This is a genomic window from Mesorhizobium sp. LNJC394B00, assembly GCF_000502555.1.
Classification (GTDB): Bacteria; Pseudomonadota; Alphaproteobacteria; order Rhizobiales; family Rhizobiaceae; genus Mesorhizobium.
In genome coordinates this window covers 176,345-201,691 of sequence record NZ_AYWH01000002.1, presented here as the reverse complement: position 1 = coordinate 201,691, position 25,347 = coordinate 176,345, and the positions used below count along the sequence as shown (strand labels likewise).

At 62.7% G+C, this 25,347-nt stretch carries 26 protein-coding genes; 15 read left to right on the top strand and 11 right to left on the bottom strand.

Annotation, left to right across the window (positions count from 1 at the left end; genetic code table 11):
* Nucleotides 1-58: 58 nt before the first annotated feature.
* The 8 genes from X751_RS158150 (at nucleotide 59) to phnE (X751_RS158185) (ending at nucleotide 7,687) form a co-directional block, all read left to right on the top strand.
* Nucleotides 59-958, top strand: coding sequence for an alpha-D-ribose 1-methylphosphonate 5-phosphate C-P-lyase PhnJ (locus X751_RS158150; protein ID WP_023726432.1), 900 nt, complete (start codon nucleotides 59-61; stop codon nucleotides 956-958).
* Entirely contained in the window at nucleotides 955-1,731 is a 777-nt protein-coding gene (phnK, locus tag X751_RS158155; protein ID WP_023744064.1) for a phosphonate C-P lyase system protein PhnK, read from the top strand. Before X751_RS158150 ends, phnK begins: the two co-directional genes overlap by 4 nt.
* 208 nt (nucleotides 1,732-1,939) lie before the next feature.
* Nucleotides 1,940-2,647 carry a phosphonate C-P lyase system protein PhnL gene (phnL, locus tag X751_RS158160; protein WP_023669827.1) on the top strand — a complete coding sequence of 236 codons (708 nt, stop codon included), beginning with the start codon at nucleotides 1,940-1,942 and terminating at the stop codon, nucleotides 2,645-2,647.
* A complete protein-coding gene (locus tag X751_RS158165; RefSeq protein ID WP_023744063.1) occupies nucleotides 2,644-3,261 on the top strand; it encodes a DapH/DapD/GlmU-related protein in 618 nt (205 codons plus the stop codon). The genes phnL and X751_RS158165 overlap by 4 nt, the downstream gene beginning before the upstream one ends.
* 130 nt (nucleotides 3,262-3,391) lie before the next feature.
* The gene (phnC, locus tag X751_RS158170; RefSeq protein WP_023669829.1) at nucleotides 3,392-4,249 is read left to right on the top strand and encodes a phosphonate ABC transporter ATP-binding protein; all 858 of its coding nucleotides are present in this window, start codon (nucleotides 3,392-3,394) and stop codon (nucleotides 4,247-4,249) included.
* A 148-nt stretch (nucleotides 4,250-4,397) separates the two neighbouring features.
* Nucleotides 4,398-5,306: a phosphonate ABC transporter substrate-binding protein gene (phnD, locus tag X751_RS158175; protein WP_023669830.1), complete on the top strand. Its 909-nt coding sequence runs from the start codon at nucleotides 4,398-4,400 to the stop codon at nucleotides 5,304-5,306.
* A 56-nt stretch (nucleotides 5,307-5,362) separates the two neighbouring features.
* Nucleotides 5,363-6,319 carry a phosphonate ABC transporter, permease protein PhnE gene (phnE, locus tag X751_RS158180; RefSeq protein ID WP_023669831.1) on the top strand — a complete coding sequence of 319 codons (957 nt, stop codon included), beginning with the start codon at nucleotides 5,363-5,365 and terminating at the stop codon, nucleotides 6,317-6,319.
* Nucleotides 6,320-7,687, top strand: a complete 1,368-nt coding sequence (phnE, locus tag X751_RS158185) for a phosphonate ABC transporter, permease protein PhnE (RefSeq protein ID WP_023669832.1) — start codon at nucleotides 6,320-6,322, stop codon at nucleotides 7,685-7,687.
* A gap of 80 nt (nucleotides 7,688-7,767) precedes the next feature.
* Here phnE (X751_RS158185) and X751_RS158190 read toward each other — a convergent pair whose 3' ends face one another.
* The 3 genes from X751_RS158190 to X751_RS158200 all read right to left on the bottom strand — a co-directional run bounded on the left by X751_RS158190 (nucleotide 7,768) and on the right by X751_RS158200 (nucleotide 11,006).
* The gene (locus X751_RS158190; protein ID WP_023683013.1) at nucleotides 7,768-8,619 is read right to left on the bottom strand and encodes a sugar phosphate isomerase/epimerase; all 852 of its coding nucleotides are present in this window, start codon (nucleotides 8,617-8,619) and stop codon (nucleotides 7,768-7,770) included.
* Between the two features lie 125 nt (nucleotides 8,620-8,744).
* Nucleotides 8,745-9,932, bottom strand: coding sequence for a Gfo/Idh/MocA family oxidoreductase (locus X751_RS158195; protein ID WP_023744062.1), 1,188 nt, complete (start codon nucleotides 9,930-9,932; stop codon nucleotides 8,745-8,747).
* Nucleotides 9,933-9,950: 18 nt separating this feature from the next.
* The gene (locus X751_RS158200; protein WP_023744061.1) at nucleotides 9,951-11,006 is read right to left on the bottom strand and encodes a sugar phosphate isomerase/epimerase; all 1,056 of its coding nucleotides are present in this window, start codon (nucleotides 11,004-11,006) and stop codon (nucleotides 9,951-9,953) included.
* A gap of 399 nt (nucleotides 11,007-11,405) precedes the next feature.
* Between X751_RS158200 and X751_RS158205 the strand changes: the two genes are divergently transcribed.
* The 5 genes from X751_RS158205 to X751_RS158225 all read left to right on the top strand — a co-directional run bounded on the left by X751_RS158205 (nucleotide 11,406) and on the right by X751_RS158225 (nucleotide 15,638).
* Entirely contained in the window at nucleotides 11,406-12,293 is an 888-nt protein-coding gene (locus X751_RS158205) for a sugar phosphate isomerase/epimerase (RefSeq protein ID WP_023669836.1), read from the top strand.
* 9 nt (nucleotides 12,294-12,302) lie between these two features.
* Nucleotides 12,303-13,472: a mandelate racemase/muconate lactonizing enzyme family protein gene (locus tag X751_RS158210; RefSeq protein ID WP_023700157.1), complete on the top strand. Its 1,170-nt coding sequence runs from the start codon at nucleotides 12,303-12,305 to the stop codon at nucleotides 13,470-13,472.
* Nucleotides 13,473-13,474: 2 nt separating this feature from the next.
* The gene (locus X751_RS158215; protein WP_023740800.1) at nucleotides 13,475-14,191 is read left to right on the top strand and encodes a FadR/GntR family transcriptional regulator; all 717 of its coding nucleotides are present in this window, start codon (nucleotides 13,475-13,477) and stop codon (nucleotides 14,189-14,191) included.
* Between the two features lie 85 nt (nucleotides 14,192-14,276).
* Nucleotides 14,277-15,257, top strand: a complete 981-nt coding sequence (locus X751_RS158220) for an NAD(P)-dependent oxidoreductase (protein WP_023744060.1) — start codon at nucleotides 14,277-14,279, stop codon at nucleotides 15,255-15,257.
* 3 nt (nucleotides 15,258-15,260) lie between these two features.
* On the top strand, nucleotides 15,261-15,638 hold the full coding sequence (locus tag X751_RS158225; protein ID WP_023692018.1) for a hypothetical protein: 378 nt from the start codon (nucleotides 15,261-15,263) through the stop codon (nucleotides 15,636-15,638).
* Between the two features lie 22 nt (nucleotides 15,639-15,660).
* Here X751_RS158225 and X751_RS158230 read toward each other — a convergent pair whose 3' ends face one another.
* A complete protein-coding gene (locus X751_RS158230) occupies nucleotides 15,661-16,956 on the bottom strand; it encodes an amidase (protein ID WP_023737510.1) in 1,296 nt (431 codons plus the stop codon).
* 116 nt (nucleotides 16,957-17,072) lie between these two features.
* Here X751_RS158230 and X751_RS158235 point away from each other — a divergent pair, with 116 nt between their 5' ends.
* Nucleotides 17,073-17,420 (top strand): GFA family protein, encoded by a 348-nt coding sequence (locus X751_RS158235; protein WP_023669842.1) that lies wholly within the window; start codon nucleotides 17,073-17,075, stop codon nucleotides 17,418-17,420.
* Between the two features lie 217 nt (nucleotides 17,421-17,637).
* Nucleotides 17,638-18,048 carry a DUF4437 domain-containing protein gene (locus X751_RS0132790; protein ID WP_027048960.1) on the top strand — a complete coding sequence of 137 codons (411 nt, stop codon included), beginning with the start codon at nucleotides 17,638-17,640 and terminating at the stop codon, nucleotides 18,046-18,048.
* Between the two features lie 27 nt (nucleotides 18,049-18,075).
* On the opposite strand, the gene X751_RS158240 is transcribed toward X751_RS0132790, so the two are convergent.
* The 7 genes from X751_RS158240 to X751_RS158265 form a co-directional block, all read right to left on the bottom strand.
* Nucleotides 18,076-18,867: an ABC transporter ATP-binding protein gene (locus tag X751_RS158240; RefSeq protein WP_348524262.1), complete on the bottom strand. Its 792-nt coding sequence runs from the start codon at nucleotides 18,865-18,867 to the stop codon at nucleotides 18,076-18,078.
* Between the two features lie 80 nt (nucleotides 18,868-18,947).
* The gene (locus X751_RS158245) at nucleotides 18,948-19,388 is read right to left on the bottom strand and encodes a hypothetical protein (protein WP_023728570.1); all 441 of its coding nucleotides are present in this window, start codon (nucleotides 19,386-19,388) and stop codon (nucleotides 18,948-18,950) included.
* The gene (locus X751_RS158250) at nucleotides 19,385-20,473 is read right to left on the bottom strand and encodes an ABC transporter ATP-binding protein (RefSeq protein WP_023733630.1); all 1,089 of its coding nucleotides are present in this window, start codon (nucleotides 20,471-20,473) and stop codon (nucleotides 19,385-19,387) included. Before X751_RS158250 ends, X751_RS158245 begins: the two co-directional genes overlap by 4 nt.
* Nucleotide 20,474: 1 nt before the next feature.
* Nucleotides 20,475-21,413: a carbohydrate ABC transporter permease gene (locus X751_RS158255; RefSeq protein ID WP_023728572.1), complete on the bottom strand. Its 939-nt coding sequence runs from the start codon at nucleotides 21,411-21,413 to the stop codon at nucleotides 20,475-20,477.
* A 3-nt stretch (nucleotides 21,414-21,416) separates the two neighbouring features.
* Nucleotides 21,417-22,478, bottom strand: coding sequence for a sugar ABC transporter permease (locus tag X751_RS0132785; RefSeq protein WP_023835039.1), 1,062 nt, complete (start codon nucleotides 22,476-22,478; stop codon nucleotides 21,417-21,419).
* Between the two features lie 80 nt (nucleotides 22,479-22,558).
* Entirely contained in the window at nucleotides 22,559-23,992 is a 1,434-nt protein-coding gene (locus X751_RS158260; RefSeq protein WP_023728574.1) for an ABC transporter substrate-binding protein, read from the bottom strand.
* Between the two features lie 46 nt (nucleotides 23,993-24,038).
* Nucleotides 24,039-25,151 carry an ABC transporter ATP-binding protein gene (locus X751_RS158265; protein WP_031205525.1) on the bottom strand — a complete coding sequence of 371 codons (1,113 nt, stop codon included), beginning with the start codon at nucleotides 25,149-25,151 and terminating at the stop codon, nucleotides 24,039-24,041.
* Nucleotides 25,152-25,347 lie beyond the last annotated feature (196 nt).

The window sequence follows — 25,347 nt, the reverse complement described above, 5'->3', positions numbered from 1 at the left end:
CGCCTTTATTTCCGTTTTCTGGGCGTCAATGCAATAGCAGGGAGTGGATTTGATCGCCATGACCGACATCGCCACCTACAACTTCGCCTATCTCGACGAGCAGACCAAAAGGATGATCCGCCGGGCGATCCTCAAGGGCATCGCCATCCCTGGCTATCAGGTTCCCTTCGCTTCGCGCGAAATGCCGATGCCCTATGGCTGGGGCACTGGCGGCGTGCAGGTCACCGCCTCGATTATCGGGCCGGACGATGTGCTGAAAGTCATCGACCAGGGCGCCGACGACACCACCAATGCCGTCTCGATCCGCGCCTTCTTCAAGAAGGTAGCCAACGTCGCGGTGACGACCGATACCGCCAGCGCCACCATCATCCAGACCCGCCACCGCGTCCCGGAACACCCGCTGAGCGCCGGCCAAGTTCTAGTCTACCAAGTGCCGATACCCGAGCCGTTGCGCTTCCTCGAGCCGCGCGAAACCGAAACGCGCAAAATGCACGCGCTCGAGGAATACGGCCTGATGCATGTGAAGCTCTACGAGGACATTGCCAAACACGGCCGCATCGCCACCACCTATGCCTATCCGGTCAAGGTCGAGGGCCGCTATGTCATGGACCCCTCGCCGACGCCGAAATTCGACAACCCCAAAATGCACCGTTCGCCGGCCCTGCAGCTGTTCGGAGCCGGGCGCGAAAAGCGCATCTATGCCGTGCCGCCCTTCACCGATGTCGTCAGCCTCGACTTCGAGGATCATCCCTTCGAGGTCCAGACCTTCGACCTGCCCTGTGCGCTGTGCGCGGCGGAAAATGTCTATCTCGACGAGGTCATCCTCGACGACCATGGCGACCACATGTTCGTCTGCTCCGACACCGACCATTGCGAGAAGCGGCGCGCCGAAGGACATCGCGGCCACCTTGCGGCTGAAAGCCATGTTACCGCAGGAAAGATGAGGCCAGCAGAATGACCGGCGACCCACTGCTGCGCGTCTCCGAACTGTCCAAATTCTACGGCTCGCGCGTCGGCTGCGAGAATGTCACCTTCGACCTGTGGCCGGGTGAGGTTCTGGCCGTCGTCGGCGAATCCGGCTCCGGCAAGACGACGCTGCTCAACTGCCTGTCGACGCGGCTGCTACCATCTTCTGGCACCGCCAGCTACCGCATGCGCGACGGCCAGTTCCGCGAACTCTACCGTATGAGCGAGGCCGAGTGCCGCTTCCTGATGCGCACCGACTGGGGCTTTGTTCATCAGAACCCCGCCGACGGCTTGCGCATGACGGTGTCTGCCGGCGCCAATGTCGGCGAGCGGCTAATGGCGGTCGGTGACCGCCATTACGGCAAGATCCGCGCCACTGCCGTCGACTGGCTGTCGCGCGTCGAGATCGACGAGGACCGCATCGACGACGAGCCGCGCGCCTTTTCCGGCGGCATGCGCCAGCGCCTGCAAATCGCCCGCAACCTCGTCAACGGACCGAGGCTGGTGTTCATGGACGAGCCGACCGGCGGCCTCGACGTCTCGGTGCAGGCGCGCCTGCTCGATTTGCTGCGCGGGTTGGTCACCGATCTCGGCCTGGCGGCCATCGTCGTCACCCACGATCTCGCCGTCGCCCGGCTTCTGTCGCAGCGTATTATGGTGATGAAAGACGGCCGTGTCGTCGAAAGCGGCCTGACGGATCGCGTGCTCAACGATCCCCGCGCGCCTTACACGCAATTGCTTGTTTCCTCGATTCTACAGGTGTGAAGATGGCGCCAAGGCACCCCCCTCTGGCCTGCCGGCCATCTCCCCCTCAAGGGGGGAGATCAGCAGCTTTTATGTCCCGCCCCTTCTACGATGCAGAAGAATGGCGAAGTCGAACGCGACAGCCAATCTCCCCCCTTGAGGGGGAGATGCCTGGCAAGGCAGAGGGGGGTGTTGGCCCGCGGACGAACAACGATTGGAGAACCTTCTGATGCCGACGCCCCTCGTTGTTTCCGGCGTCGCCAAAAGCTTCACCATGCATCTGCGCGACGGCATCAGATTGCCGGTTGTCGCCGGCGTCTCATTCTCGATCCGGGCCGGTGAATGCGCCGTGCTCGGCGGGCCTTCCGGCGCCGGCAAAAGCTCGATCCTGAAAATGCTCTATGGCAATTATGCCGTCGATGAAGGCCAGATCATCGTTCAGCATGAGGGCGGCCTGATCGATCTCGCCATCGCCAGCCCGCGCACGGTGCTTTCCGTGCGCCGCCAGACGATCGGCTATGTCAGCCAGTTCCTGCGCACCGTGCCGCGCGTCTCCGCGCTCGACGTGGTCGCCGAGCCGCTGGTCGAACGCGGCGAGGACCGCGAGAGCGCGCGGAAAAAAGCACGCACCTTGCTGGGGCAGCTCAATTTGCCGGAAAAGCTCTGGGCGCTGCCGCCGGCGACTTTCTCGGGAGGTGAGCAGCAGCGCGTCAATATCGCGCGCGGCTTCATCACCGAGCATCCGGTCTTGCTGCTCGACGAGCCGACAGCTTCGCTCGATTCGAAAAACCGCGACGTTGTGGTTGCGTTGATCGCCGCCAAGAAGGCCGGCGGTGTCGCCTTGCTCGGCATCTTCCATGACCCGGATGTGCGTGACGCCGTCGCCGATCGCATCATCGACGTGACCTCTTTCGCCGCCGGAAAAATCGCTGCATGAGCAGGAAACTATCGGAAGCGCCGTTGGTCCACGCCACGGCGCAGGTCGAGAACTCGACATTGGGGCGCTGGACAGAGATCGCCGACCGCAGCCGCGTGTCCGAAAGCATCCTCGGCGACTATTCCTACATCATGCAGGACTGCGTCGTCTGGTGCGCGACCATCGGCAAGTTCTCCAACATAGCCGCCGCCGTGCGCATCAACGCCACAAACCACCCGACCTGGCGGCCGACGCTGCATCACTTCACCTATCGCGCCTCCGACTATTGGGACGACGCCGAGCACGAAACAGAATTCTTCGCCCAGCGCCGCGCCAAACGCGTCTCCATCGGCCACGACACCTGGCTCGGCCACGGCTCGACCATCCTGCCCGGCGTCACCGTCGGCGATGGTGCTGCCGTAGGCGCCGGCGCTGTGGTGTCGAAGGATGTCGCGCCCTACACCATCGTTGGCGGGGTGCCAGCCAAGCCGATCCGCGAGCGTTTCGATCGCCGCAAGGCCGAACGCTACCAGGCGCTCGCCTGGTGGGACTGGGACCACGCCAGGCTGCGCGCCGCGCTCGACGATTTTCGCGTACTCGAGGCAGACGCGTTCCTCGAGAAATACGGCGCCTGATCGGGTGCGATCACCCCCACTTGCCGCACGGCTGTGGAGCGTAACAAAACTGACATCGTGATGACATGGCAGGTTCATGTCGCTGCGCTAGGCGAGAACCAGACGATCAATTCAGGTCTGGAACTCTTCGATGTTATCGACCCCTGCCACGCTCGAAATCCGCGGCGTCTCGCGCCGATTTGGCAAGAACACCGCCGTCAGCGCCATCGACCTGTCGATCCCGCAGGGCCAGATGGTCGGCATCATCGGTCGTTCCGGCGCCGGCAAATCCACCCTCCTTCGCATGATCAACCGTCTCATCGACCCCAGCCAGGGATCGATTTTTTTTGACGGTGCCGAGGTCTCGCGGCTGCGTGGCTCGCCGCTGCGACGCTGGCAGCGCGACTGCGCCATGATCTTCCAGCAGTTCAACCTGGTGCCGCGCCTCGATGTGCTGACCAATGTGCTGCTCGGCCGTCTCAATCATCGCTCGACCTTTTCCAACCTGCTCGGCATGTTTACCCGCGCCGAATGCGCTGAGGCGATTGCAGCACTCGAGCGCCTCGACATCGCCCGCACCGCACTGCAGCCAGCCGGCACGCTGTCTGGCGGCCAGCAGCAGCGCGTCGCCATTGCCCGCGCCATGATGCAGCAGCCCAAGGTGCTGCTCGCCGATGAGCCGATCGCTTCGCTCGACCCGCTCAACGCCAAGGTGGTGATGGACTCGCTGCAGGACATCAACCTGCGCGAAGGCATCACCGTCGTCACCAATCTGCACACGCTGGACACCGCCCGCACCTATTGCAACCGCATCATCGGCATGGCTGCCGGCAAGATCGTCTTCGACGGTCCGCCGGAAGCGCTCAACCGCGAGGCCGTGCGCCTGGTCTATGGCGCCGACGGCAACGGCGTCGATATCTCCGAGGCCATCACCTCGACCAGCATCGCCTACAAGCAAAAGATCGCCGCATCCGCCAGCCCGCTCGAGCCCGCATTCCCCGGGTACTGATCCATGATCCCGAAAAGTGGATACCGGTTTTCGGAAAAGATCATGGACCAAAACTGAGCCGCACTGGATCGACCGCCCGCGTCAAGGGCACTTGCAAAAATCAAGAACGCTGCCGGCGCGGGGCCGGAACTTACAGGAGAGACATCAAATGTTCAGGAAGATGGTATTCGGCGCCGTTTCGGCGCTCGCCATGGCAACCAGCGCCGCGCATGCGGCCGACCTCAAGGAATTCCGCGTCGGCATCCTCGGCGGAGAGAACGAAACCGACCGCCTGCGCAACTATCAGTGCCTGGCCGATCACCTGAAGACCGAATTCGGCTTCGAAAAGGTCTCGCTGTTCCCCGCCGCCGACTATGACGGCGTCATCCAGGGCCTGCTCGGCGGCACGCTCGACTTCGCCGAACTCGGCGCTTCCGGCTACGCCAGCGTCTACATCAAGGACCCGAAGGCGGTCACCCCGATCCTCACCACCCAGCAGACCGACGGCGCCACCGGCTATTATTCCATCGGCCTGGCGCTGAAGTCTTCGGGCATTACCGACATCAAGTCGGCCAAGGGCAAGAAGCTCGGCTACGCCGATCCGGACTCGACCTCGGGCTACCTGATCCCGCTGACCCAGATCCCGAAGGACACCGGCGCCTCGAACGACGCCTACTTCGCCTCGACCCAGTTCAATGGCGGCCATGAAAACAACATCCTCGCCGTTCGCGACGGCAAGGTCGACGTTGCGGTTGACGATTCCTCCGGCATCGGCGACTTCAAGAACGGCTACACCTCCGGCACCTTCCACAAGGTCACCGCCAAGGGCGCCGTCGACCCCAACGACTTCGTCGAAGTCTGGCGCTCGGGCCTGATCCCGAACGGCCCGCTGGTCGTGCGCACCGCGCTCGGCGACGACATGACCGCCAAGCTTGCCGCCTTCTTCACCGACCTGCCGAAGAAGGACAAGGCCTGTTTCGAAGGCGTCGAAGGCGGCGACTTCACCGGTTACGTCCCGGTCAAGCCTGACTTCTACAACGTCATCGTCGAAGCCCGTAAGGCAGCCATCGGCGGCTGACGGCAAAATCAGAAAGGGCGACGTGAAAAACGCCGCCCTTTTTGCATGTCCCGATCATGACCATCTCAGCAACAGCCCGCTCCAACGCGACCCTGCAGGTAGCCAACGCCTGGCAGCGCCAGATATCGTTGCGGCGGCTTTATACCATCCTCGGCATCGGCCTGCTGCTGGCGGCGACGCTGTCGAGCATGTGGTTCGCCGACGAGGCCAATGCCGGTCACTTCTGGGACCGGCTGCCGCATATATTCGACTTCCTCAGCTGGCTGATCCCGAAGGACTGGAACGACGTCTGGCGGGCGCTGTTCGACATCGCCTCGCCGCATGACACCGGCACCCAGGAGTTCAACTTCCCGCTCGGCCGCGTCTATGTCTGGGGCGGCTTCTACATCCCCGAATATTTCGAGCTGATGCTGACCACACTCAACGTGGCGCTGGTCTCGACTTTCATCGGTTTCATCTTCGCCGTGCCGTTTTCGTTCATCGCCGCGCGCAACCTGACGCCGCATCCGGCGCTGCGGCTCGTCGTCAAGCGCTTCATGGAATTGCTGCGCGCCTTTCCCGAAATCGTCATTGCCGGCCTGTTCGCCGCCATTGTCTCGACCGGGCCGATCGCAGCCATCATCGCCATCGGCCTGCATTCGATCGGCGCGCTCGGCAAGCTGTTCTATGAAATCAACGAGAACATCGACATGCGCGCCGAAGAGGGCCTGAGAGCGGTCGGCGGCAACTGGTTCGAGCGCGTGCGCTTCGCCGACCTGCCGCAGGTGCTGCCCAATTTCATGTCCTACACATTGCTGCGCGTCGAGATCAACGTGCGGGCCTCGACCATTATCGGCGCCGTCGGCGGCGGCGGTATCGGCGAGGAACTGAAGCTCTCGATATCGCGCGGTTTCGGCGCCAAGACGGTGGCGTTGGTGCTGCTGTTGTTCACGACGATCTTCATCGTCGACCAGTTCTCCGCCTGGCTGCGCCGCAAGCTGGTCGGCGAGCAAGCTTTTCTGATGAGCGCTTAAATGACCGCTTTGACCACTGATCAGGTCCAGTCGATCGAGGAACGCTATCCGCAAATCTTTCGGCGGCCGGCCTACAAGCGATTCGCGCCGCTGTTCCTGTTCGGCGGCATCCTGCTCTACCTCGTTTACGCCTTGTGGTTTTTCAACCTGCCGCAGGTGATGCGCGACTCGCATTGGGAGCGCCTGCCGCTCTTCCTGACGCAATGGATCAGCTACGATCTGCAGCCTGAATTCCGCCTCGACCAGCCTGAAATCACGCCGAAATACCCGCGGTTTTCAGCACTCGGCGAGAACCCAGATCCCGACTGGGTTGTCAAGAACGCGGATGGCACCTTCACCGTCCTGATCGATGGCGCGGCCAGGTCCGTCACCTTCGACAAGACCAAAGCGACGATCGTCGCCAATGGCGAGATGGTGCCGGTGGCGCTGACCAGCGGTAAGCCGGTAATTACAGGTCCGGTGCCTGGCTGGATCACCGCGCATGACGACGAGATCGTCGCCAGGATGGGCTTTGTCGGCGAAGTGCGCGTCACCGTCGATCGCGTCAAGGTCCGCAAGCGCTTCCTCGGCTGGGCAAATTTCGTCTTCGACACGCGCTCGCCCTTCTTCGGCAAATCGGCCAGTGAAGTGATCTCGCTGATCTGGTCCGGACCGGAACTTAAGCCTGGCACCTCGAACCTCGCGCTCGCCGGCGACAACATCTGGAACAATGCGCAGTGGCAGCATGGCGACGTCTGGACGAAACTGCTGCAGACCATCGTCATGGCCTTTCTCGGCACCTTGCTCGGCGGCCTCGTCGCCTTCCCGCTCGCCTTCTTCGCCGCCCGCAACATCACGCCGAGCGGATTGTTCGGCCAGGTGCTCAAGCGCTTCTTCGATTTCATGCGATCGGTCGACATGCTGATCTGGGCGCTGTTCTTCACCCGCGCCTTCGGCCCGGGACCGCTCGCCGGCAGCGCCGCGATCTTCTTCACCGAAATAGGCACGCTCGGCAAAATCTATTCGGAAAGCCTGGAAAACATCGACGACAAACCGCGCGAGGGCATCAAGTCGACCGGCGCCAACGGCCTGCTGGTGCAGCGCTATGGGGTCATGCCGGAAGTGATCCCGGTCTTCATCAGCCAGACGCTCTACCAGTGGGAATCCAACACAAGAGGCGCCACCATCATCGGCGCCGTCGGCGCTGGCGGCATCGGCCTGAAACTCTGGGAAGCCATGCGCACCAATTCCAACTGGGCCAACGTCTTCTACATGGTGCTGCTGATCCTGCTCGTCGTGTTTGTGTTCGACAACATCTCGAATTTCCTGAGGCGCCGGCTCAGCCGGACCATCCATGATTACAACAGGATGCAGGCCGAGGAGGGGTGACGTGCGAGGGACAGCACCCCCCTCTGTCCTGCCGGACAGTGGGGGGTGTGAAGGAACGCAGCACTCCTTGGGCGGCGCGGCTAAGCCGCCCGCTTCCACCCATCCCTGATATGCCTGTATCCCTCGCGATAAACCGCTTCCGGCGTCTCGGAAAAATCCCGCCACACCTTGGTCGCCGCCGCCAGATCCTTCAGCGATCTGCCAAACGCCTCGATCGTCAGCCAGTCGTCATAGCCGCTCTTGCGGATGGCCGCGAAAGTCTCTTTCCACGGAATGTTCCCGCGCCCCGGCACGCCGCGATCGTTCTCCGAAATGTGGATGTGCACGACATTCCGCCGGTGCTTCATGTAGGCGCCGATCGGGTCGGCTTCCTCGATATTGGCGTGGAAGGTGTCGTACATCGCCTTGATGTGCGGCCGGTCGATGGCATCGACGTGCTCGGACAGATCGGCCATCGTGTTCAGCAGATAGCACTCGAAACGGTTGAGCGCCTCCAACCCGATGGTAACGTTCCGCTTGCCGGCATGATCGCCAATGGCGCGCTGCGAGGCGATCGAGCGCTTCTTCTCGGCAGCGGTCGGCCCGCTGCCGGAGAAGGCGCCGAGCGTCGAATGCAGCGGCCCGCTCAGCGTACTCGCGCCGAGCGCCTGGGCGCAATCGATCGCCCATTTCATGTAGCCGATGCCGGCCTTGCGGGTCGCGGCATCCGGCGAAATCAGATTCATCGCCGGGTCGCCCATCGCCGTAACAGCCGTGCGCTCCAACCCGATGCGGTCGAGCAGATCGCCAAGGTTCTTGTAGTCCTCTGGCGTGCCTGAGAAGATCGGTATCTCGACGCCGTCGAAGCCGGTCGCCTTGATGTCGCGCAGCAACGGCTCGTGTTTCTTAGACACGGAAGTCGTCCACAAAAACATGCACATGCCGATTTTCATCGACAGCCCCTCCCCGTTTGACGGCGCGCGCTGGTTTCTTTCGCATCTCGCACCATGCGCCCTCATTCGGCCGCTTCGCGGCCACCTTCTCCCCGAAGGGAGAAGAGACTTGGCGCCGGCGCTCCCTAAAGTTTCGTCCACGCCCCGTTCTTCTTCGATGACTTAACGCAGGCCTCGATGAACGCCATACCTTCGACGCCGTCCTGGATGGTCGGGAACACCACGTCCTTGCCCGGCTTGCCGCCCTTCTTGCGTGCCGCGCGGATCGCCCGCGCCGCCTCCTGGTAGATGTTGGCGAAGCCTTCGAGATAGCCTTCCGGATGGCCAGACGGAACGCGGCTGACGCGTCCCGCAACTGGCAGCGCGCCGGCGCCGTTGCGGGTGAGCAACTGCTTGGGCTGGCCGAACGGCGTGTACCAGAGATAGTTCGGATCGGCCTGCACCCATTCCAGCCCGCCTTTAGAGCCATAGATGCGCAGCTTCAGCCCGTTCTCGTGGCCCGGCGCCACCTGGCTCGCCCAGATCATGCCCTTGGCCGGATGCACCTTGCCGACCGGCTTGAAGCGCAGCATGACATTGACATTGTCGTCGAGCAGCCGCCCCGGCACGAAAGCGTCGAGATCGGCCGACAGGGAATCGAGCTCCAGACCCGAGACGAAGCGCGCCAGATTGTAGGCGTGCGTGCCGATGTCGCCGAGCGCGCCGCCCGCGCCCGCCTGCTTGGGGTCGGAGCGCCACGCCGCCTGCTTCTGGCCGGTGGCGGCAAGATCTTCGGTCAGCCAGTCCTGCGGGTACTCGGACTGAACGATGCGGATGTCGCCAAGCTGCCCCTTGGCCACCATCTCGCGCGCCTGCCGGATCATCGGATAGGCAGTGTAATTGTGCGTCAGCACGAACACCTTGCCGGTCTTTTCAACCACGGCCGCGAGCTTCTTGGCCTCGGCCAAAGTCGTCGCCAGCGGCTTGTCGCAGATGACGTGGATGCCCGCCTCGAGGAAGACCTTGGCCGCCGGCACGTGCACATTGTTGGGGGTGACGATCGCCACCGCCTCGATGCCGTCCGGGCGCTTGGCCTCGGCCTTGGCCATCTCGGCATAGGAGGCGTAGCTGCGCGCCGGGTCGAGACCGAGTTCGGCGGCGGAAGCCTTGGCGCGCTCGGGATTGGCCGACAGGGCGCCGGCCACCAGCACGAAGTCATTGTCCATGCGCGCCGCGATCCGATGCACCGCGCCGATGAAGGCGCCTTGGCCGCCGCCGACCATACCATAGCGGATCGGGCCGCCCCCCGCTTCCGAATTCGATGCGCCGACCATGTCTTTCTCCTGCTTGTCTCAAATACCCATCATGGCGCGCAGCATCTTCTTGTCGGTGGTGCCGCCGGCGAAATCATCAAAGGCCTTTTCCGTCACCCGGATAATGTGGTGCTGGATGAAGGGCGCGCCTTCGGCCGCGCCGTCCTCCGGATGCTTGAGGCAACACTCCCACTCCAGCACCGCCCAGGAATCGTAGCCATACTGGGTAAGCTTGGAGAAGATGCCGCCGAAATCGACCTGCCCGTCGCCAAGCGAGCGGAAGCGGCCGGCGCGATTGGTCCAGCTCTGATAGCCGGAATAGACGCCTTGCCGCCCCGTCGGATTGAACTCGGCATCCTTGGCATGGAAGGCCTTGATCCGCTCGTGATAGATGTCGATGAATTCGAGATAGTCGAGCTGCTGCAAAAGGAAATGCGATGGGTCGTAGTTGATGTTGCAGCGCTTGTGGCCGCCAACCGCATCGAGGAACATTTCGAACGTGGCGCCGTCGAAGATGTCCTCGCCAGGATGGATCTCATAGCCGACATCGACGCCGTTCTCGTCATAGACGTCGAGGATCGGCTTCCAGCGCTTGCCGAGTTCGGCAAAGGCCTCCTCGATCAGCCCGGCCGGCCGCTGTGGCCAGGGATAGAGATACGGGAAGGCCAGAGCGCCGGAAAACGTCACCGAGGCTTTCAGGCCAAGATTCTTCGAGGCCTTGGCGCCGAACTCCATCTGTTCGACCGCCCATTTCTGCCTGGCCTTGGGGTTGTTGTGCACCGCAGGCGGTGCAAAGCCGTCGAACTGGGCATCATAGGCCGGGTGCACCGCCACCAGCTGCCCTTGAAGATGCGTCGACAGTTCGGTGATCTCGACGCCGGCATCCGCGCAGATGCCTTTCACCTCGTCGCAATAGGTCTTGGAAGATGCCGCCTTCTTGAGGTCGAACAGGCGTGCATCCCAGGTCGGGATCTGCACGCCCTTGTAACCGAGACCGGCCGCCCATTTGGTGATCGAGGCCAGCGAATTGAACGGCGCGGTATCCCCCGCGAACTGCGCCAGAAACAGCCCCGGACCCTTCATTGTCGACGGCATCGGCATCCTCCCAATTCATTTTTCCAAGGACCAAGCATAGCGCCTGATGAAAGCAGGGCCAGCCTCTTTGGTCTCTTGCGATGTGCATTCTCGTATCGGCATTCTGGTATTACCAAATACCGAAAATCGGTCAAGCCATTTGACTCACGCGCAAAGCTGCCAGGGCATTCCATTTTTGGCGATATATACCAGCATAATCAATACGGTACACAGATGCCGATATCGCATGGCGGCGGTTCTTGCCGCGCGACAAAAATTGCTGTAGACCTCCATTAGGGCCCAATTGGTCGAACCAGTTGCGCAAAAACGCTGGAGCGCCTTGGGGAGGAAACACGCGACGCGCCTTGTGGGGCGCATCGCAGGCGAACTGGCACAGACGAATTCTGGGAAGGATAGACCATGCATCTTTCGACGCACAACTGGATGCGCGCGGAACCGTTGGAGGTGACGCTGAAGCGCATCAAGAAATTCGGCTACGAGTCGATCGAGATTTCCGGCGAGCCCGAGCAATACAAGACCAAGGAGACCCGCGCGCTGCTGAAAGAATACGGCATCCGCTGCTGGGGGTCGGTGACGCTGATGCTGGGCGAACGCAACCTTGCCGCCAGGGACCAGGGCCAGCGCGAACGCTCGGTGCAGTACGTCAAGGACGTGCTGACCATGGTCAGCGAACTTGATGGCGAGATCATAACGCTGGTGCCCGCGACCGTCGGCAAAGTGGTGCCGGACGGCACCGAGGAAGAGGAATGGAAGTGGGTGGTCGACGCCACCCGCGAATGCTTCACCCATGCCAAGAAGGTCGGCGTCAAGATCGCGGTCGAGCCGCTCAACCGCTTCGAGACCTATCTGTTCAACCGCGGCGCGCAGGCGTTGGCCCTGGCCGATGCGGTCAGCCCCGAATGCGGCGTCTGCCTCGACGCCTATCACATCCATATGGAAGAATTTAACGTCCATGACGCGATCCGTCAGGTCGGCAAACGGCTGTTCGACTTCCACGTCGCCGACAACAACCGCTTTGCCGCCGGCCTTGGCCAGATCGATTGGCCACGGATCGTGCAGACGCTGAAGGAAGTCGGCTATGACGGCGCGCTGACCAACGAATTCGTCGCGCCCGTCGACCGCACACCCGCCGCGCCCTATCCCGACATGGTCGACCGGAATCCGGTCGACATTTCTCCCGAACAGCTGAAGTTCATCCAGGATCACGGCTCCAGCGTGCTGACGGAGAAATTCTACACCGACCAGATGCGCATCACGGCCGAAACGCTGCTGCCGCTGATCAAGTAGCCGATCGGGATGCGCATCAAAACGGTCCAGGCGTGGTGGGTCCGCGTGCCGATTGAGGCCGCGAAGCAGCATCGCAGCGACTTTGGCCAGGTGACGACGTTCGACGCCGCCATCCTGCGCATTGAGACTGACGACGGGCTGATCGGCTGGGGCGAGGGCAAGAACGCCGCCGGCAGCGCCGGCAGCTATGGTGCGCTGGTCTACATGCTGAATCACGAGGTCGGGCCGCAGCTGATCGGCCGCGACCCCGCCGACATCGGCATGATCTGGGAGATGCTCTACAACGGCGTGCGCCATGACAGTGCCGCGCGCGCCGGCCATGCCATGCCGCAGCTGGCGCGGCGCGGCATGAGCATTGCGGCAATCAGCGCCGTCGACATCGCGCTCTGGGATATTCTGGGGAAGTCGTTGGGACAGCCGGTGTGGCGGCTCATCGGCGGCCGCAAGCTCGACCGCATGCCGGCCTACGCCTCGGGCGGCTGGGCTGCCGCCGAGGCTATCGGCGAGCAGCTCAAATCCTACATCGCCAAAGGCGGCTTCAGGGCGCTGAAGATGCGCGTCGGCGCCATGGACGGCGCCCCGCACATTTCCGCCGCCCGCGTCCGCGCCGCACGGCAGGCGCTCGGTCCTGACGTCGAGTTGATGGTCGACGCGCACGGCACCTATACGGTGGCCGAGGCCAAGCGCTTCATCAGCCTGGCCAGCGATCTCGACCTCGCCTGGTTCGAGGAGCCTGTTATCGCCGACGACAAGGCTGGTATGGCCGAGGTGCGCGCCTCGGGCTCGATCCCGATCGCCACCGGCGAAAGCGAAGCGACGCGCTACGCTTTCCGCGATCTCGCGGTGCTGAAATCCGCCGACATCTTCCAGCCGGATCCGGCCTTTTGCGGCGGTATCAGCGAGGCGATGAAGATCGGCACCATCGCCAGTGCCTTCAATCTGCGCTTTGCCCCGCATCTGTGGGCCGGCGCGCCATGCTTTTTCGCCGGCCTGCATGTTTGTGCGGCCTCGCCTGCCAGTTTTACCGTCGAATATTCGCTCGGCGCCAACCCCATGATCCACGATCTTATCGAAGAGACTGTCGAAGCAAGGGACGGTATGATAGCGATCCCTGAAAAGCCGGGTCTGGGATTCACCATTTCGGAGCGGTTCCTGGAGGCGCACGCGCAACGCGGTTGACGATGAAAGAAAAGAACCTTCTCGCCGAACTCGCCGCCTATCTGTTCGCCCATTCGGACAAGGAGAGCGGCCGCACGCCCTCGGAGCGCGAGCTGGCGGAGCATTTCGGTGTCAGCCGCGGCCAGATCCGCGAGGCGCTGGCCATTCTGGAGGCCATGCGCATCGTCGAGCGCCGCGCCAAATCCGGCATCTATGTCGACACCAGGCAGGCCAGTGTAGAAGCCTTGGCTCTTTTCGCCCGCGCGGGCCTGCCGCTCGATCCGGTGCAGATCTACGAGACCGTCGAACTGCGCAAGATCCACGAGATCAAGGCCGCCGAACTTGCCTGTTCGCGTGCCACCGAAGAGAATTTCGAACGCCTGCGGGAGATCCTGAAAGCCTCGGAGGAGTGCATCGCCGCCGGCGAAGGCCTCGCCAAGGAAGACCGCGAATTCCACCTCGAAATCGTGCGGGCGACCAAGAACGGCGTCTTCCACAATATCTGCAGTGTCTATTACCTGATGGGCGAGCAGCGGCTGCCGATCTACTTCAACGATCCCGAGCGCTCAGTGCGCTCGCATGCCGAGCATATCCAGATCTACGAGGCGCTGCTGCGTCGCGACGGCAATCTCGCCCAGGCGCTGATGAGCGCCCACCTGCAAGGCGCGGAAAGCTACTGGAAGGGGATCATCGAGGGCCGGGAGGCGCAAGCGCAAAGCCTGGCACTTGAGAAGGTCTAGTGCAATTCCAGGAAAGGTGTGAAACGGTTTTTCTGGGAAAAGCGCGCGGCGCTTTCCTTTGAGAATTGCGACTAGCGAGAGCCCCATGCACAGAATCCTGTCGACGCACACGCTGCACCCGCGTGCCTCCGCCATGCTGGCGGGCGCCGGCGAACTCGTCGTCGCCTCAGCGCTCGATGCGGCAACGCTGACGGCCGAGGCGAAGCATGCCGACGTCATCATCGTTCGCGCACCGCTGCCGCCGTCGCTGTTCGAAAACGCCACGAAACTCAGAGCAGCGGTCCGCCACGGTGCCGGGCTCGACATGGTGCCGATGGAGGCCGCGGCCGCGGCCGGCGTGCTGGTCGCCAACGTGCCGGCGGTCAATGCGCGTTCGGTCGCCGAATATGTGATGTTCGCGGCCCTTGCCCTGCTTCGGCGCTTCCGTTCGGTAGACCGCGACTTGCGCGCCAAGGGCTGGAATGCCGGCCGCGACCACGCCAGCCATGCCAGCGAGCTTGCCGGCAAGACCATCGGCATCATCGGCTTCGGCGCCATCGGTCAGGCGGTCGCCCATATCGCCGCGCACGGCTTCGGCCTCGACGTCGTGGCGACGACCCGCAGCATGCAGCCGGCACCCGACAGGATCGGCTTCCTGTCGATCGATGCGCTGATCGAACAGAGCGACATCATCGTGCTCTGCTGCCCGCTGACGCCGGAAACGCGCGGCCTGATCAGCCGCGAACGCATTGCCCGCATGAAGCCGGACGCGCTTTTGATCAACATTTCGCGCGGACCGGTGATCGACGACGAGGCGCTGATCGAGGCCTTGCGCCAAGACCGGATCGGCGGCGCCGCACTCGACGTCTTTGCCACGCAGCCGCTGCCGGCAAACCATCCCTATTTCGGTTTCGACAATGTTATCGTCACCCCGCATATGGCGGGGATTACCGAGCAATCGATGATGCGCATGGGCGTGGGCGCGGCCGGCGAGACCTTGCTGGTGCTGGCCAACCGGCTGCCTGTCAATCTGCGCAATCCCGACGTGGTCGAGCATTACCGCAGACGGTTCCCGGCGGACGCGTGAACCATGTCCGGTTTTCGCTTCGCATCTCTGGTTCTCGCAGTGTCGTCGATCGTGGCCTTACCTTCGCTCGCGGCGGCACAAAGCAGCGATTATGTCTATTGCAGCAATGGGATCGTCTGCATGATGGCGCCCTGCCCGTCAGGCAATGCGCTGGATCTGACCACCGGCAATGTCGTTAAAGGCGTGGAGCTCAACACTACGGAATTGCCGCCGCTGGACAGATCGGCACCTGACCTCTCCGACAAGCTTTATGCTGGAAAACTCGTCGTCCGAGGATCGATCCAGCATCGCGGCCAGCCGAACGATCCGCCGATGCTGGTCGTTACCAAAATCGAACGCTCCTCCAAGAAAAGCGAGCGCAAGCGCTGCGCGGCACGTTGACTGCCGACCTACGGCTCGCTGCCTATCGGAGCAGCCGCTCGACTTCAGCCGCGATGCGCAGCAGATGGTGGTCGTGGCCATTGCGCGCCACCAGCATCAGTCCGGCCGGCAGCGTCATGCCGGGCATCGGCAGCGAGATCGCGCAGAGGTCGAACTGGTTGGCGACCTGGGTATTGCGCAGCAGCAGACCTTCGGTGCGTTCACGCAGAGCCGTATCCTCGGCCATCGAAACGATAGTCGGCGCTGTCACCGGCGTGGTCGGCAGAGCCAGCACATCGACCGAACCCAACCGCTCGTCCATGGCTATGCACAGTGCCGCGCGACGACGCATTGCCCTGATATAAACCGGCGTCGGTATGGCCGCCGCCCGCGACAGCAGCCCGCTGACATGGGGATCGACCGGCACCGATGCGCCCGTCGCCAGCCAGTCGGCATGGATTTCAGAACCTTCCATGGCCGCGATCGAGCCGCGTTTGGTGGCCAGGCGCAGATCGGCAATGAGGTCGTCGATCGAAATGTCCGTGAGCCACGCGCCTGCCTGCTCGATCCCGGCAAGGCTGCGATCGAACGCGGCGGCAATCTCCGTTTCCGTGTCTTCGAAAAGCAGGCCGCGCGGAATGCCGACACGAAGCCCGGCAAGCGCTAACGGCAGGTGCAGTTGCGGCATCTGCTCGCCCGTCATCGCGGCGTCAGCCAGGGCACACGCAGCAACACTCAGCGCCAGCGGCCCGATCGAATCCAGCGTCGCGGAAAGGGGATAGGCACCAGTCAGCGGCACGCGCCGCGCCGTCGGCTTGAAACCGACGACGCCGTTCAGCGATGCCGGGATGCGCACCGAACCGCCGGTGTCGGAGCCGATGGAAATGTCGCTCGTCCCCTCGCCAACGGACACGGCGGCGCCCGACGACGAACCGCCTGGAATGCGGCTGGTGTCGGCGGCATTGCCCGGTGTGCCGTAGTGCATGTTGTCGCCGATAGCGGTGAAGGCGAATTCGGTCATGTTGGTCTTGCCGATGATGACGGCGCCGGCCTGGCGCAGACGGCTGACGACCGCAGCGTCGTGCCGACGGGGCGCGGTGTCCCTCAGCATCAGCGACCCGGCCGTGGTCGGCTCGCCGGCGACATCGAACAGATCCTTGATCGACACGATGGTGCCGTCAAGCGGCCCGAGCGATACGCCGGCCTTCTTGCGCGCATCGGTGGCCTCGGCCGCTGCGCGCGCCGCCTCGGCATAGAGTTTGGTGAACACCTTCTCGCCTGCCGCGCAACTGGCAAGACGTGACAGGATGATCTCGAGACGATCGCGGATTGATTGCATGTCGATGTCGGATTCCGTCAAGGTGGAGCGTCTTTAAGGCATATGGGCCGCTAGGTCAGCGGAAGGAATAGCCCGGACAGCGTGCCTTTGCACCTGCCAGCGATAGGAAGGGACTGATGCTGTACAAAGGCAGCTGCCACTGCGGCAAGGTTGCGTTCGAATTCAAGGCGCAGCTGACCGGCGCCGTGCGGTGCAATTGTTCGATCTGCTCGCGCAAGGGCGCGCTGTTGGCCGCCATCCCGCATGACAGCCTGACGGTGCTGGCGTGGGGCGACGATCTCGGCACCTACACATTCGGCAATCATGCAATGGCGCATCGCTTCTGCCGCACCTGCGGCATCCATCCCTTTGCCGAGGATGTCAGTCAGGGCAGCGAACGCAGCGCCTACATCAACCTCAACTGCGTCGCCGATTTCGATCCCACCGGCCTGCCGGTCTTCGACTTCGACGGCCGCGCGGTCTGACCCTACGGTGGCCTCTCACCACAAAAGCAACGCCCCGAAAACCTTGATAGTTCTCGGGCCCGCTGCTTCAGCCAAGGATGGCTATCGGCTATTCGACGCGCTTAGGGCCGCGCGCGAACACAACGATCGCCGCCAGCAAGGTCGCAGCGCCACAATAGGCGAAGGCGCTGGCCACACCGGCATTGTCGACCACCAGGCCGCCGAAGACAGCGCGTTTCTGGCGCTCGCCGTTTCTTGCGTCTTTCCCGCTCGCGCCTTTGCCCTCGAGGACAGCTATCTCCCGGCCGACAAGATCCCCTATGTCGCCGAAGTGCCAGACCAGCCGCATCGCCTTGGCCCGTTGTGGGGTGACCGGGCCAAAGGCCCGGCGGGCACCTTGCTGAAAGTTCCCGGCAACTGGCGCGCGCCGGTTCATGCGCACACCGCCGACTATCGCGCGGTGGTCATCAAGGGACTGTGGGCGCATTGGCAAATGGACGGCGGCGAAGCGACGAAGGTCGAATTGCCGCCGGGATCCTACTGGACCCAGAAGGCCAACGAGATGCACGACGACGCCTGCCTCTCAGAGACGGAGTGCGTGATCCTGCTGATCAACGATACGCCTTACGAGACCTACTTCCAGAAATAGTCAGGCGGCGCCGTCGTTCGACCGCAACTAGCTGGCGTGCCGCAAGCTCACGCCGCTGCCCTTGTCGAACAGCACCACCTTGTCCTGATTCCAGGCAAAGCGCACCGGCTGCTCGATCTGGACATCGGTTCTGGCCGGCACCGTGGCGCGCAGCGTCGTGTCGCCGACCCGCAGAGTCAGGATCTTTTCCACGCCATGGTTCTCGACATCGTGGACGCGTGCCTCGACCGGCGCACCGCTTTCAAGATACACATCCTCAGGTCGAATACCGAAGACGAGCGGGCGACCGTCGGTCGCACCGCCCGCCTTGGCACCCCCAGAGAAAGGCAGTTCGAAATTTAGCGGCGCCATCACCGCGCGGCCGTTGACCAGCTTGCCATCGATCAGGTTCATCGGCGGCGAGCCGACGAAGCTGGCCACATAGGTATCGCGCGGATTGTTATAGATCTCGTGCGGCGTGCCGGTCTGGATGATGCGGCCATGGTTGAGCACGCCCACCTTGTCGCCCATCGACATCGCCTTGATCTGGTCGTGGGTGACGAACAGGAAGGTGGCGCCAAGCTGGATCTGCAGGTTCTTCAGTTCCGTGCGCAGCGCCTCGCGCAGTTTGGCGTCGAGCGCCGACAGCGGTTCGTCCATCAGGAACACGCGCGGCTTGCGCACGATGGCGCGGCCGATCGAAACGCGCTGCATCTCGCCGCCGGACAGACGATCGGTCTTGCGGTCGAGCAGATGTTCGATCCTGAGTGTTTTGGCGGCGCGGTCGACACGATCCTTGATCTCGGCGTCGGGTCCTCCGGTCAAGCCGGAGGATGACAGCGTGAGAGTTGAGAGGGCGACGCACACCGACCGTCGCGGACGGGCGCGAGCGCGACCTGCCGGATAGCGTCAGCTGCTGATCATCGCGCTGTCTTGTTGAGAGCGGTGACGATCAGCGCGAGAATCACCGCCGCGGCGGCGATTTCCCACACGAAAGCCTGCTTGTAGAAAGGCGGCGTGGCGAGCTGCGCCTTGCCGGCGAGAGTGTTGGGGTCCGGTGGATTGAGGAAGAAGACGCCGTAGAGATGCGCCGCCGTGATCGATACCAGCAGCGCAATGCAGAAGACCAGCGCCACGACCAGCGCTACGGTCACCACACTGCGCACCTTGACGCCCGGCTGGGCCAACGGCAGCAGGTTGTTGATGAGCCCGGCAAGCACCACGAGACCGCTGCCGACCGCGTACAGGCCGATGGAAAAGGGTTGAAAGATCAGCACCAGCGCCAAGACGCCGAGGCCAATGATGAAGAGCTCGAGGCGGAACGCGCCGGCGCGGCTCATGCCGGAAGAACTGTCGCTCATGACCGCACCGCCTTTCCGGCGCCATCGAAGACATGGGTTTGCCTGGGATCGGGGCGTAGATTCAGCGCCTCGCCGACCTTGACCCACTGGCTTCTCGTCACCACGACGCGGATGTCGGCGCCTGCCGCCGTGCGGGCATGAATAAGGGTTTCGGCGCCCATGGGCTCGATGAGCTCGGCTCTGGCGGAGATGGTGCCACGGTCCCCCGTATCGGTCACGGTGAAAGCACGGGGGCGGACACCGATCGTCACCTTGCCGGGCTGCAGGCGCGCGACCGCCGCGTCCGTGCGGATCGCCAGACTAATGCCGGCAACGGTCATGTCCGCCGTGCCATCGGCGAAGGCCTTGAGGTCGGCCTCGAGAAGATTCATCTGCGGCGTGCCGATGAAGCTCGCCACGAAAGCATTGGCGGGCTTGGCAAATACCTCGTGCGGTGAGCCGACTTGCTCGATCAGGCCGTCCTTCATGATGGCGATGCGGTTGGCCATGGTGAGCGCTTCGAGCTGGTCATGGGTCACGATCACGGTCGCTTTGGAGAGGCCCTGCAGCACTTCCTTGATCTGGCCACGCATGGTTTGGCGCAGTTCGACATCGAGACGCGACAAGGGCTCGTCGAAGAGGAAGCAATTGGGGTCGCGGACGATGGCGCGGGCCATGGCGGCGCGCTGCTTTTCGCCCTCGGATATCTGGTTCGGCAGCCGGTCGAGAACGTGCTCCAAGTGAAGGATCGCGGCGACGCGGTTGACGCGGGCAGTCCGCTCAGCCCCGGAAATGCCGTCATGATAGAGCGGGAAGGCGATGTTCTCGGCGATCGATGCCGACGGGTAGAGCGCGTAGAACTGGAACACCATGGCGATGTCGCGCTTTTCGGGCGGCAGTTTGTTCATCACCTTGCCGGCGACGACGACCTCGCCGTCAGTGACGCTTTCCAGCCCGGCGATGACGCGTAAGGTCGTCGTCTTGCCACAGCCGGACGGGCCGAGAAGGCAGACGACCTCACCGGCGGCCACCGACAGGTCAACGTCCTTGACCGCGGTGAAGGAGCCGAAGCGCTTGGTGACTTTGCGGAGTTCGATGGTTGACATCTCAGCGCTTCACCGTGCCGAAGGTAACACCGCGCAACAGATGGTTTTGCAAGAAGAAGGTGACCAGGAAGACTGGGACGAGGAACAGGGTTTCGATGGCGGCAAGCAAAGTCCAGTCGGTGCCGCGTCCACCCGACGACACGGCCTGGTTCATGGCGACCGGGACCGTCCTCGTGTCAGGCCCCGAGAGCAAGAGGGCGAAGAGGAACTCGTTCCAGGTGAGGATCAGGCCGAACACGAACGTGGCGGCGAGCCCGGCAATGACCTGGGGCAGGCAAATCTTGAAGAACACCCGCATTCCGGACGATCCGTCGAGGCGGGCGGCATCCTCGACGTCTGGCGACAATTCATCGAAGAAGCTCTTCATCATCCAGATGGTGAAGGCCAAGTTGAAGGCGGTGTAGAGCATGATGATGCCGAGATACGAGCCCGACAGGCCCACTACGCGGAACATCAGGATCACCGGAATGATCACCACAATCGCCGGCAGCATGCGCGTGGTCAGGATGATGAACAGGTAGGTGTCATTGCCTTTCAGCGGATAGCGCGAGAAGCCGAAGGCCGCCAGGGTGCCGATGACCAGCGCCAGCAGCACCGAAGCCGAGGCGATGAAGATCGAGTTGAAGAAATAACGGTCGAATCCTGTCGCTTCCGGGGCACCGCCCGACGTCATCGAGCGAGAAAAGACGGACCCAAAATTTTCGAGCGTGGGCTTGAACACAAAATGATCCGGAATCAAGCCGAACAGCGACGTGGGCGACAGCGTCGGAGGCACCAGAAGCGCGTCGCCCTGCGGTTTGAAGGCGGTGAATATGATGAACAGCACCGGCAGAAAATAGATAAAGGCGACGACGGCCACGGCGAGCGTCCGCCCCCAGCCGGCCTCGTCTACTCCGCTGGCCCTGCGGAAGCCGAGCTTTCCCAATATCGATTCGGTCACGGGTTAGGCTCCCTGCGTACGGCGGTTTGCGAGGTACAGGTAGAGGTTGGTGAGAACGATCACCATGAACAGCATCAGATAGGAGATCGACGCGCCCTCACTCGTCTTGTTCTGCTCGTTGGCGATGCGGATCAAGTGATAGGAGATCGTCAGCGTGTCGTTGCCGCCCTTGGTGAGGAGGATGACGAGATCCGCCAGCTTGAATGCCTCGATGGTGCGGAAGAGAAGGGCCAACATCAGAAGGCCGCGGATGTAGGGGAAGGTGATCATCCAGAATTGCCGCCAGCTGGAAATACGGTCGATGGCAGCGGCCTCGTAAAGGTATTTCGGCACCGAGACGAGGCCCGCCAGCACAAGGAGCATGACGAAGGGCGACCACATCCATGCGTCGGCGAAAACGATTCCCGCCACGGCACCGACTTTGTTGCTCATCAGGATGAACTGGTTGCCGGAGATGGAATTGATGACGTAGCTGAGAATCCCGAATGTCGGGTCATAGTAGTAGGTGAAGAACACGCCAGAGGCGACAACCGAAAGCATCATCGGTGTCAGCACCAGGATCAACAAATACTTGCGCAGCGGAAATTGCTTGGCGAACAGGATGGCCAGCAGAAAGCCGACGATCATCTGCGCGGAGACGGTGAACACGACGAACATGGCGGTATTGATCAGCGCGCCCCAAGTCGCGTGAGCAGCGAGATCGTTGGTAAGGATCCGGATGTAGTTCCCGAGTCCGACGAAGCGGATCGTCTGCTGGTTTGCCTGGTAGGCGAAGAACGAAAGGCCCAGCGACCACAGCAGGGGGAAGATATTCATCACAAACAGAACGGCGATTGCCGGAGCGACCAGCAAGGCGCCGAAGTAGTGGCGGCGATACGCGTTGACGGTAAATGCGGCCGCGACCAACGCCACCGCGGCGCCCACCACCCAGAAGGAGACAGCCGCAGGCAAGCCCGCCATTGATATGGCCGACACGACGACAGCGACAGCGATGGCGAGTTTCCAGTTGTGGGCAACAACCGCGGTAAGGCGTGGTGTCAGCAGCGTGCTTGAAACAGCGGTCATGGGAGTCCGAAATATGGAGCGCCTGAAGTGGCAATGACGGGGAGCGGCTTTTGCCCGCTCCCCGCAGCTATGTCGGAAGGTTACTGGATAAGACCATCGTTCTTCAGGAGGTCCTCCTGGAACTTGGCGATGTTATCCAAGGTGGTCTTGGCGTCCTGCTTGCCAGTGATGGCTAGGTCGTACTGGTCCTGCTGCTGGGTGAGCAGTTCGAAGAACTGCGGCACGTGCCACATGTCCTTCTGCCAGTCGAGCGAGTTCGCCCAGGCGCGGTCCCACGGACGATAGGTCACATACTTCGGATCGCTGTAGACCGACTTGATCGCGGACTGGCCGCCGCCGGCGGCGAACTGGTGCTGGATATCAGGCGAGAGCCACCACTTCACGAAGCCAACCGCTTCCTTGATTTGCTCAGGCGTCGTCCAGGTGGTGAGAACGAAAGGCTGTCCGCCGATCTGTGACGTACGATTCACCTTGCCGTCGGCACCGCGCAGGCCTGGCGCCAATCCGAACACCAGCTTGTCGGCAACCTTCGACGTCTTGGGATCGAGCGAGGCTTCGGCGAGACCGATCCAGTCGATGTTCATGGCCACCTTGCCTTCACGGAACAACTGGTCCGAGACGAAGATGTCCATGGTGCCGGTCTTGACCACCGGCGGCATGAACTTCAGCAATTTGAGGAAATGCTCCATGCCCTCGATGGACTTCGGGGAGTTTACGACGCCTTCGGCATGTCCGGTCGGGGCCTTGGTTTCATCCCAGATGCCGCCGCCATGCTCCCAGACGAACGTGTGGACCGAGCTCGTCGAGAAGTCGTAGCCTTTGCCTGCCTGATAGGCGATGCCATAGAAATCGTCATCCAGCACCTGGCCGGCGAGCTTGTCGCCCTTCTTGCGCTGGAAGAATTCGCCAACATGCTCGAACGTGTTCCAGTCCATGGCGTCGATTTCTTCGCCGGTGCAGGGCAGCTTCTCATTGTACTTCGCCTTGTAGGCGGCCTGCTCGTCGTTGTTGCAGAGCACGTCCTTGCGGCCGTAGGTGACCAGCACGTCCGGGAACTGCGGGAAGCCGTAGTAGTTCGGCGTGCTGTTGGGATAGGTCGAGTAGGCGTTGAGCACGGCGGGATGCATCGACTCCATCGTCGCCTTGAGTTCCGGGTCGGCATCGATGAGATCGTTGATCTTGCGGAAGTAGCCGCCTTCGACGAAGGCGCCCAGCCACTGCGAGTCCGACACGATGAAGTTGTACTTCTTTTCGCCCGAGGTCAACGAGGCGTTGACGCGGGTGTAGAAATCCGGCCACGGAATGAAGTCCACATCGAGCTTCACAGTATTGCCAGACTTCGGCTTGTACTGCTCGTCGAAGAACTTCTTCATAATGCGGGTCGGGGGCCAATCCGGCACCGCCATCGTCAACGTCACTTCTTCGGCAGAGGCATAGGTCACGCCTCCCACCAGTAGTGTGGCAGCGAAGCTTGCGGCTGTCGCTAGCCCTTTCAGTTTGGTCATCGCCGTCATTCGCGTTTCCTCCCTTGGTTAACCGGATTGCTTCTCGCCGTTCGAGTCAGGTCATTGCCTGGCCGCTCGCGGCGCGGAAGACGTGGATTTTCCTGTTATCGATGGCGATCGATGCCGAATCGCCGGTCCTGATGCTGGCGGCGATCGCTTCCGGCAGCACCATGCGCAACATCTCGCCGCCGGCCTCGACCGAGACGATCGTTATGTCGCCGAGCGGTTCGACCAGATGCACCTTCGAGGCAACCCCGGCTTCGCCCTTGGCGGCGAGCCGAATGTCGCTCGGGCGAATGCCGATCAGCGCGGCCTCGTTGGCATCGGCAGTCTTTGGCGCCGTCGCCGGAACCAGAGTCCCGAGCGGCGTGTCGAAAGATCTGGTGTCGGCGCGCACCGAGGCCGTGAACAGATTCATGTGCGGCGAGCCGATCTTGCTGGCGACATAGGTATTGATCGGCTGCTCGTAAAGCTCGTCTGGCGTGCCGATCTGGACGATGCCCCCATCGCGCATGACGGCGATCGTCTCGCCCATCGAGAGAGCCTCGATCTCGTCGGGCGTGGCATAGATCACGGTCATGCCGAACTGGCGGTGCAGCCGCTTCAGCTCGGCGCGCGTCTCGTGCCGAAGCTTGGCGTCGAGATTGGTGAGCGGCTCATCGAGCAGAAGAATCTTTGGCCGGCGGATCAGGGAGCGGCCGAGCGCGACGCGCTGCTGCTCTCCGCCGGACAGGGTTGCCGGCTTGGCCTTCAGGCGGTGTGTCAGCTTCAGGATCTCGGCGGTCTCTTTCACCCGCTTGTCAATCTCGGCGCGCGCGGCTTTCTCCTCGCGCAGCGGGTAGGCGAGATTGTCATAGACCGTGAGGTGGGGGTAAAGCGCGAAAGACTGGAAGACCATCGAGATGCCTCGGCCGGCGATCGGCGCATGGGCCATGTCGCGGCCGCCGATCTCAAGCGTGCCGGAGTCGGCCTGGACGAGGCCGGCGATAGTGCGCAGCGTCGTCGTCTTGCCAACGGAGCTCGGCCCGAAGAGTACGAAGAAGCGGCCTTCGTCGACGGCGAAGCTCAGGTCGTTGATGGCGCGCACGGATCCATAGGCCTTGCTGAGCCCATCGAGGCGCAGCGCAATCCCCTTGCCGTCACTGGCGCGAGGCGACGTCTGCGTCACGATGCGCCACCTCGTGCGGACGGAACACGCGCCATCCGTATGATTCTCCTCGCCCTGCCGAAATGGACTGCGGCTGTCATTCTCGATCCGCCTTTTCTTTCCTAATCTGGTATTACCAATTTTGGATAGCCGTCAAGCTCTTTCTTGGATCGCTATCGGAGCTTGTATAACCGGATTCTTCATGTATCCGACTGTT

Bases quoted from the DNA above. Each gene is read 5' to 3' on its own strand.
- X751_RS158150 (WP_023726432.1), top strand. From the start codon at position 59: ATGACCGACATCGCCACCTACAACTTCGCCTATCTCGACGAGCAGACC.
- phnK (WP_023744064.1), top strand. From the start codon at position 955: ATGACCGGCGACCCACTGCTGCGCGTCTCCGAACTGTCCAAATTCTAC.
- phnL (WP_023669827.1), top strand. From the start codon at position 1,940: ATGCCGACGCCCCTCGTTGTTTCCGGCGTCGCCAAAAGCTTCACCATG.
- X751_RS158165 (WP_023744063.1), top strand. From the start codon at position 2,644: ATGAGCAGGAAACTATCGGAAGCGCCGTTGGTCCACGCCACGGCGCAG.
- phnC (WP_023669829.1), top strand. From the start codon at position 3,392: ATGTTATCGACCCCTGCCACGCTCGAAATCCGCGGCGTCTCGCGCCGA.
- phnD (WP_023669830.1), top strand. From the start codon at position 4,398: ATGTTCAGGAAGATGGTATTCGGCGCCGTTTCGGCGCTCGCCATGGCA.
- phnE (WP_023669831.1), top strand. From the start codon at position 5,363: ATGACCATCTCAGCAACAGCCCGCTCCAACGCGACCCTGCAGGTAGCC.
- phnE (WP_023669832.1), top strand. From the start codon at position 6,320: ATGACCGCTTTGACCACTGATCAGGTCCAGTCGATCGAGGAACGCTAT.
- X751_RS158190 (WP_023683013.1), bottom strand. From the start codon at position 8,619: ATGAAAATCGGCATGTGCATGTTTTTGTGGACGACTTCCGTGTCTAAG.
- X751_RS158195 (WP_023744062.1), bottom strand. From the start codon at position 9,932: ATGGTCGGCGCATCGAATTCGGAAGCGGGGGGCGGCCCGATCCGCTAT.
- X751_RS158200 (WP_023744061.1), bottom strand. From the start codon at position 11,006: ATGCCGTCGACAATGAAGGGTCCGGGGCTGTTTCTGGCGCAGTTCGCG.
- X751_RS158205 (WP_023669836.1), top strand. From the start codon at position 11,406: ATGCATCTTTCGACGCACAACTGGATGCGCGCGGAACCGTTGGAGGTG.
- X751_RS158210 (WP_023700157.1), top strand. From the start codon at position 12,303: ATGCGCATCAAAACGGTCCAGGCGTGGTGGGTCCGCGTGCCGATTGAG.
- X751_RS158215 (WP_023740800.1), top strand. From the start codon at position 13,475: ATGAAAGAAAAGAACCTTCTCGCCGAACTCGCCGCCTATCTGTTCGCC.
- X751_RS158220 (WP_023744060.1), top strand. From the start codon at position 14,277: ATGCACAGAATCCTGTCGACGCACACGCTGCACCCGCGTGCCTCCGCC.
- X751_RS158225 (WP_023692018.1), top strand. From the start codon at position 15,261: ATGTCCGGTTTTCGCTTCGCATCTCTGGTTCTCGCAGTGTCGTCGATC.
- X751_RS158230 (WP_023737510.1), bottom strand. From the start codon at position 16,956: ATGCAATCAATCCGCGATCGTCTCGAGATCATCCTGTCACGTCTTGCC.
- X751_RS158235 (WP_023669842.1), top strand. From the start codon at position 17,073: ATGCTGTACAAAGGCAGCTGCCACTGCGGCAAGGTTGCGTTCGAATTC.
- X751_RS158245 (WP_023728570.1), bottom strand. From the start codon at position 19,388: ATGAGCGACAGTTCTTCCGGCATGAGCCGCGCCGGCGCGTTCCGCCTC.
- X751_RS158250 (WP_023733630.1), bottom strand. From the start codon at position 20,473: ATGTCAACCATCGAACTCCGCAAAGTCACCAAGCGCTTCGGCTCCTTC.
- X751_RS0132785 (WP_023835039.1), bottom strand. From the start codon at position 22,478: ATGACCGCTGTTTCAAGCACGCTGCTGACACCACGCCTTACCGCGGTT.
- X751_RS158260 (WP_023728574.1), bottom strand. From the start codon at position 23,992: ATGACGGCGATGACCAAACTGAAAGGGCTAGCGACAGCCGCAAGCTTC.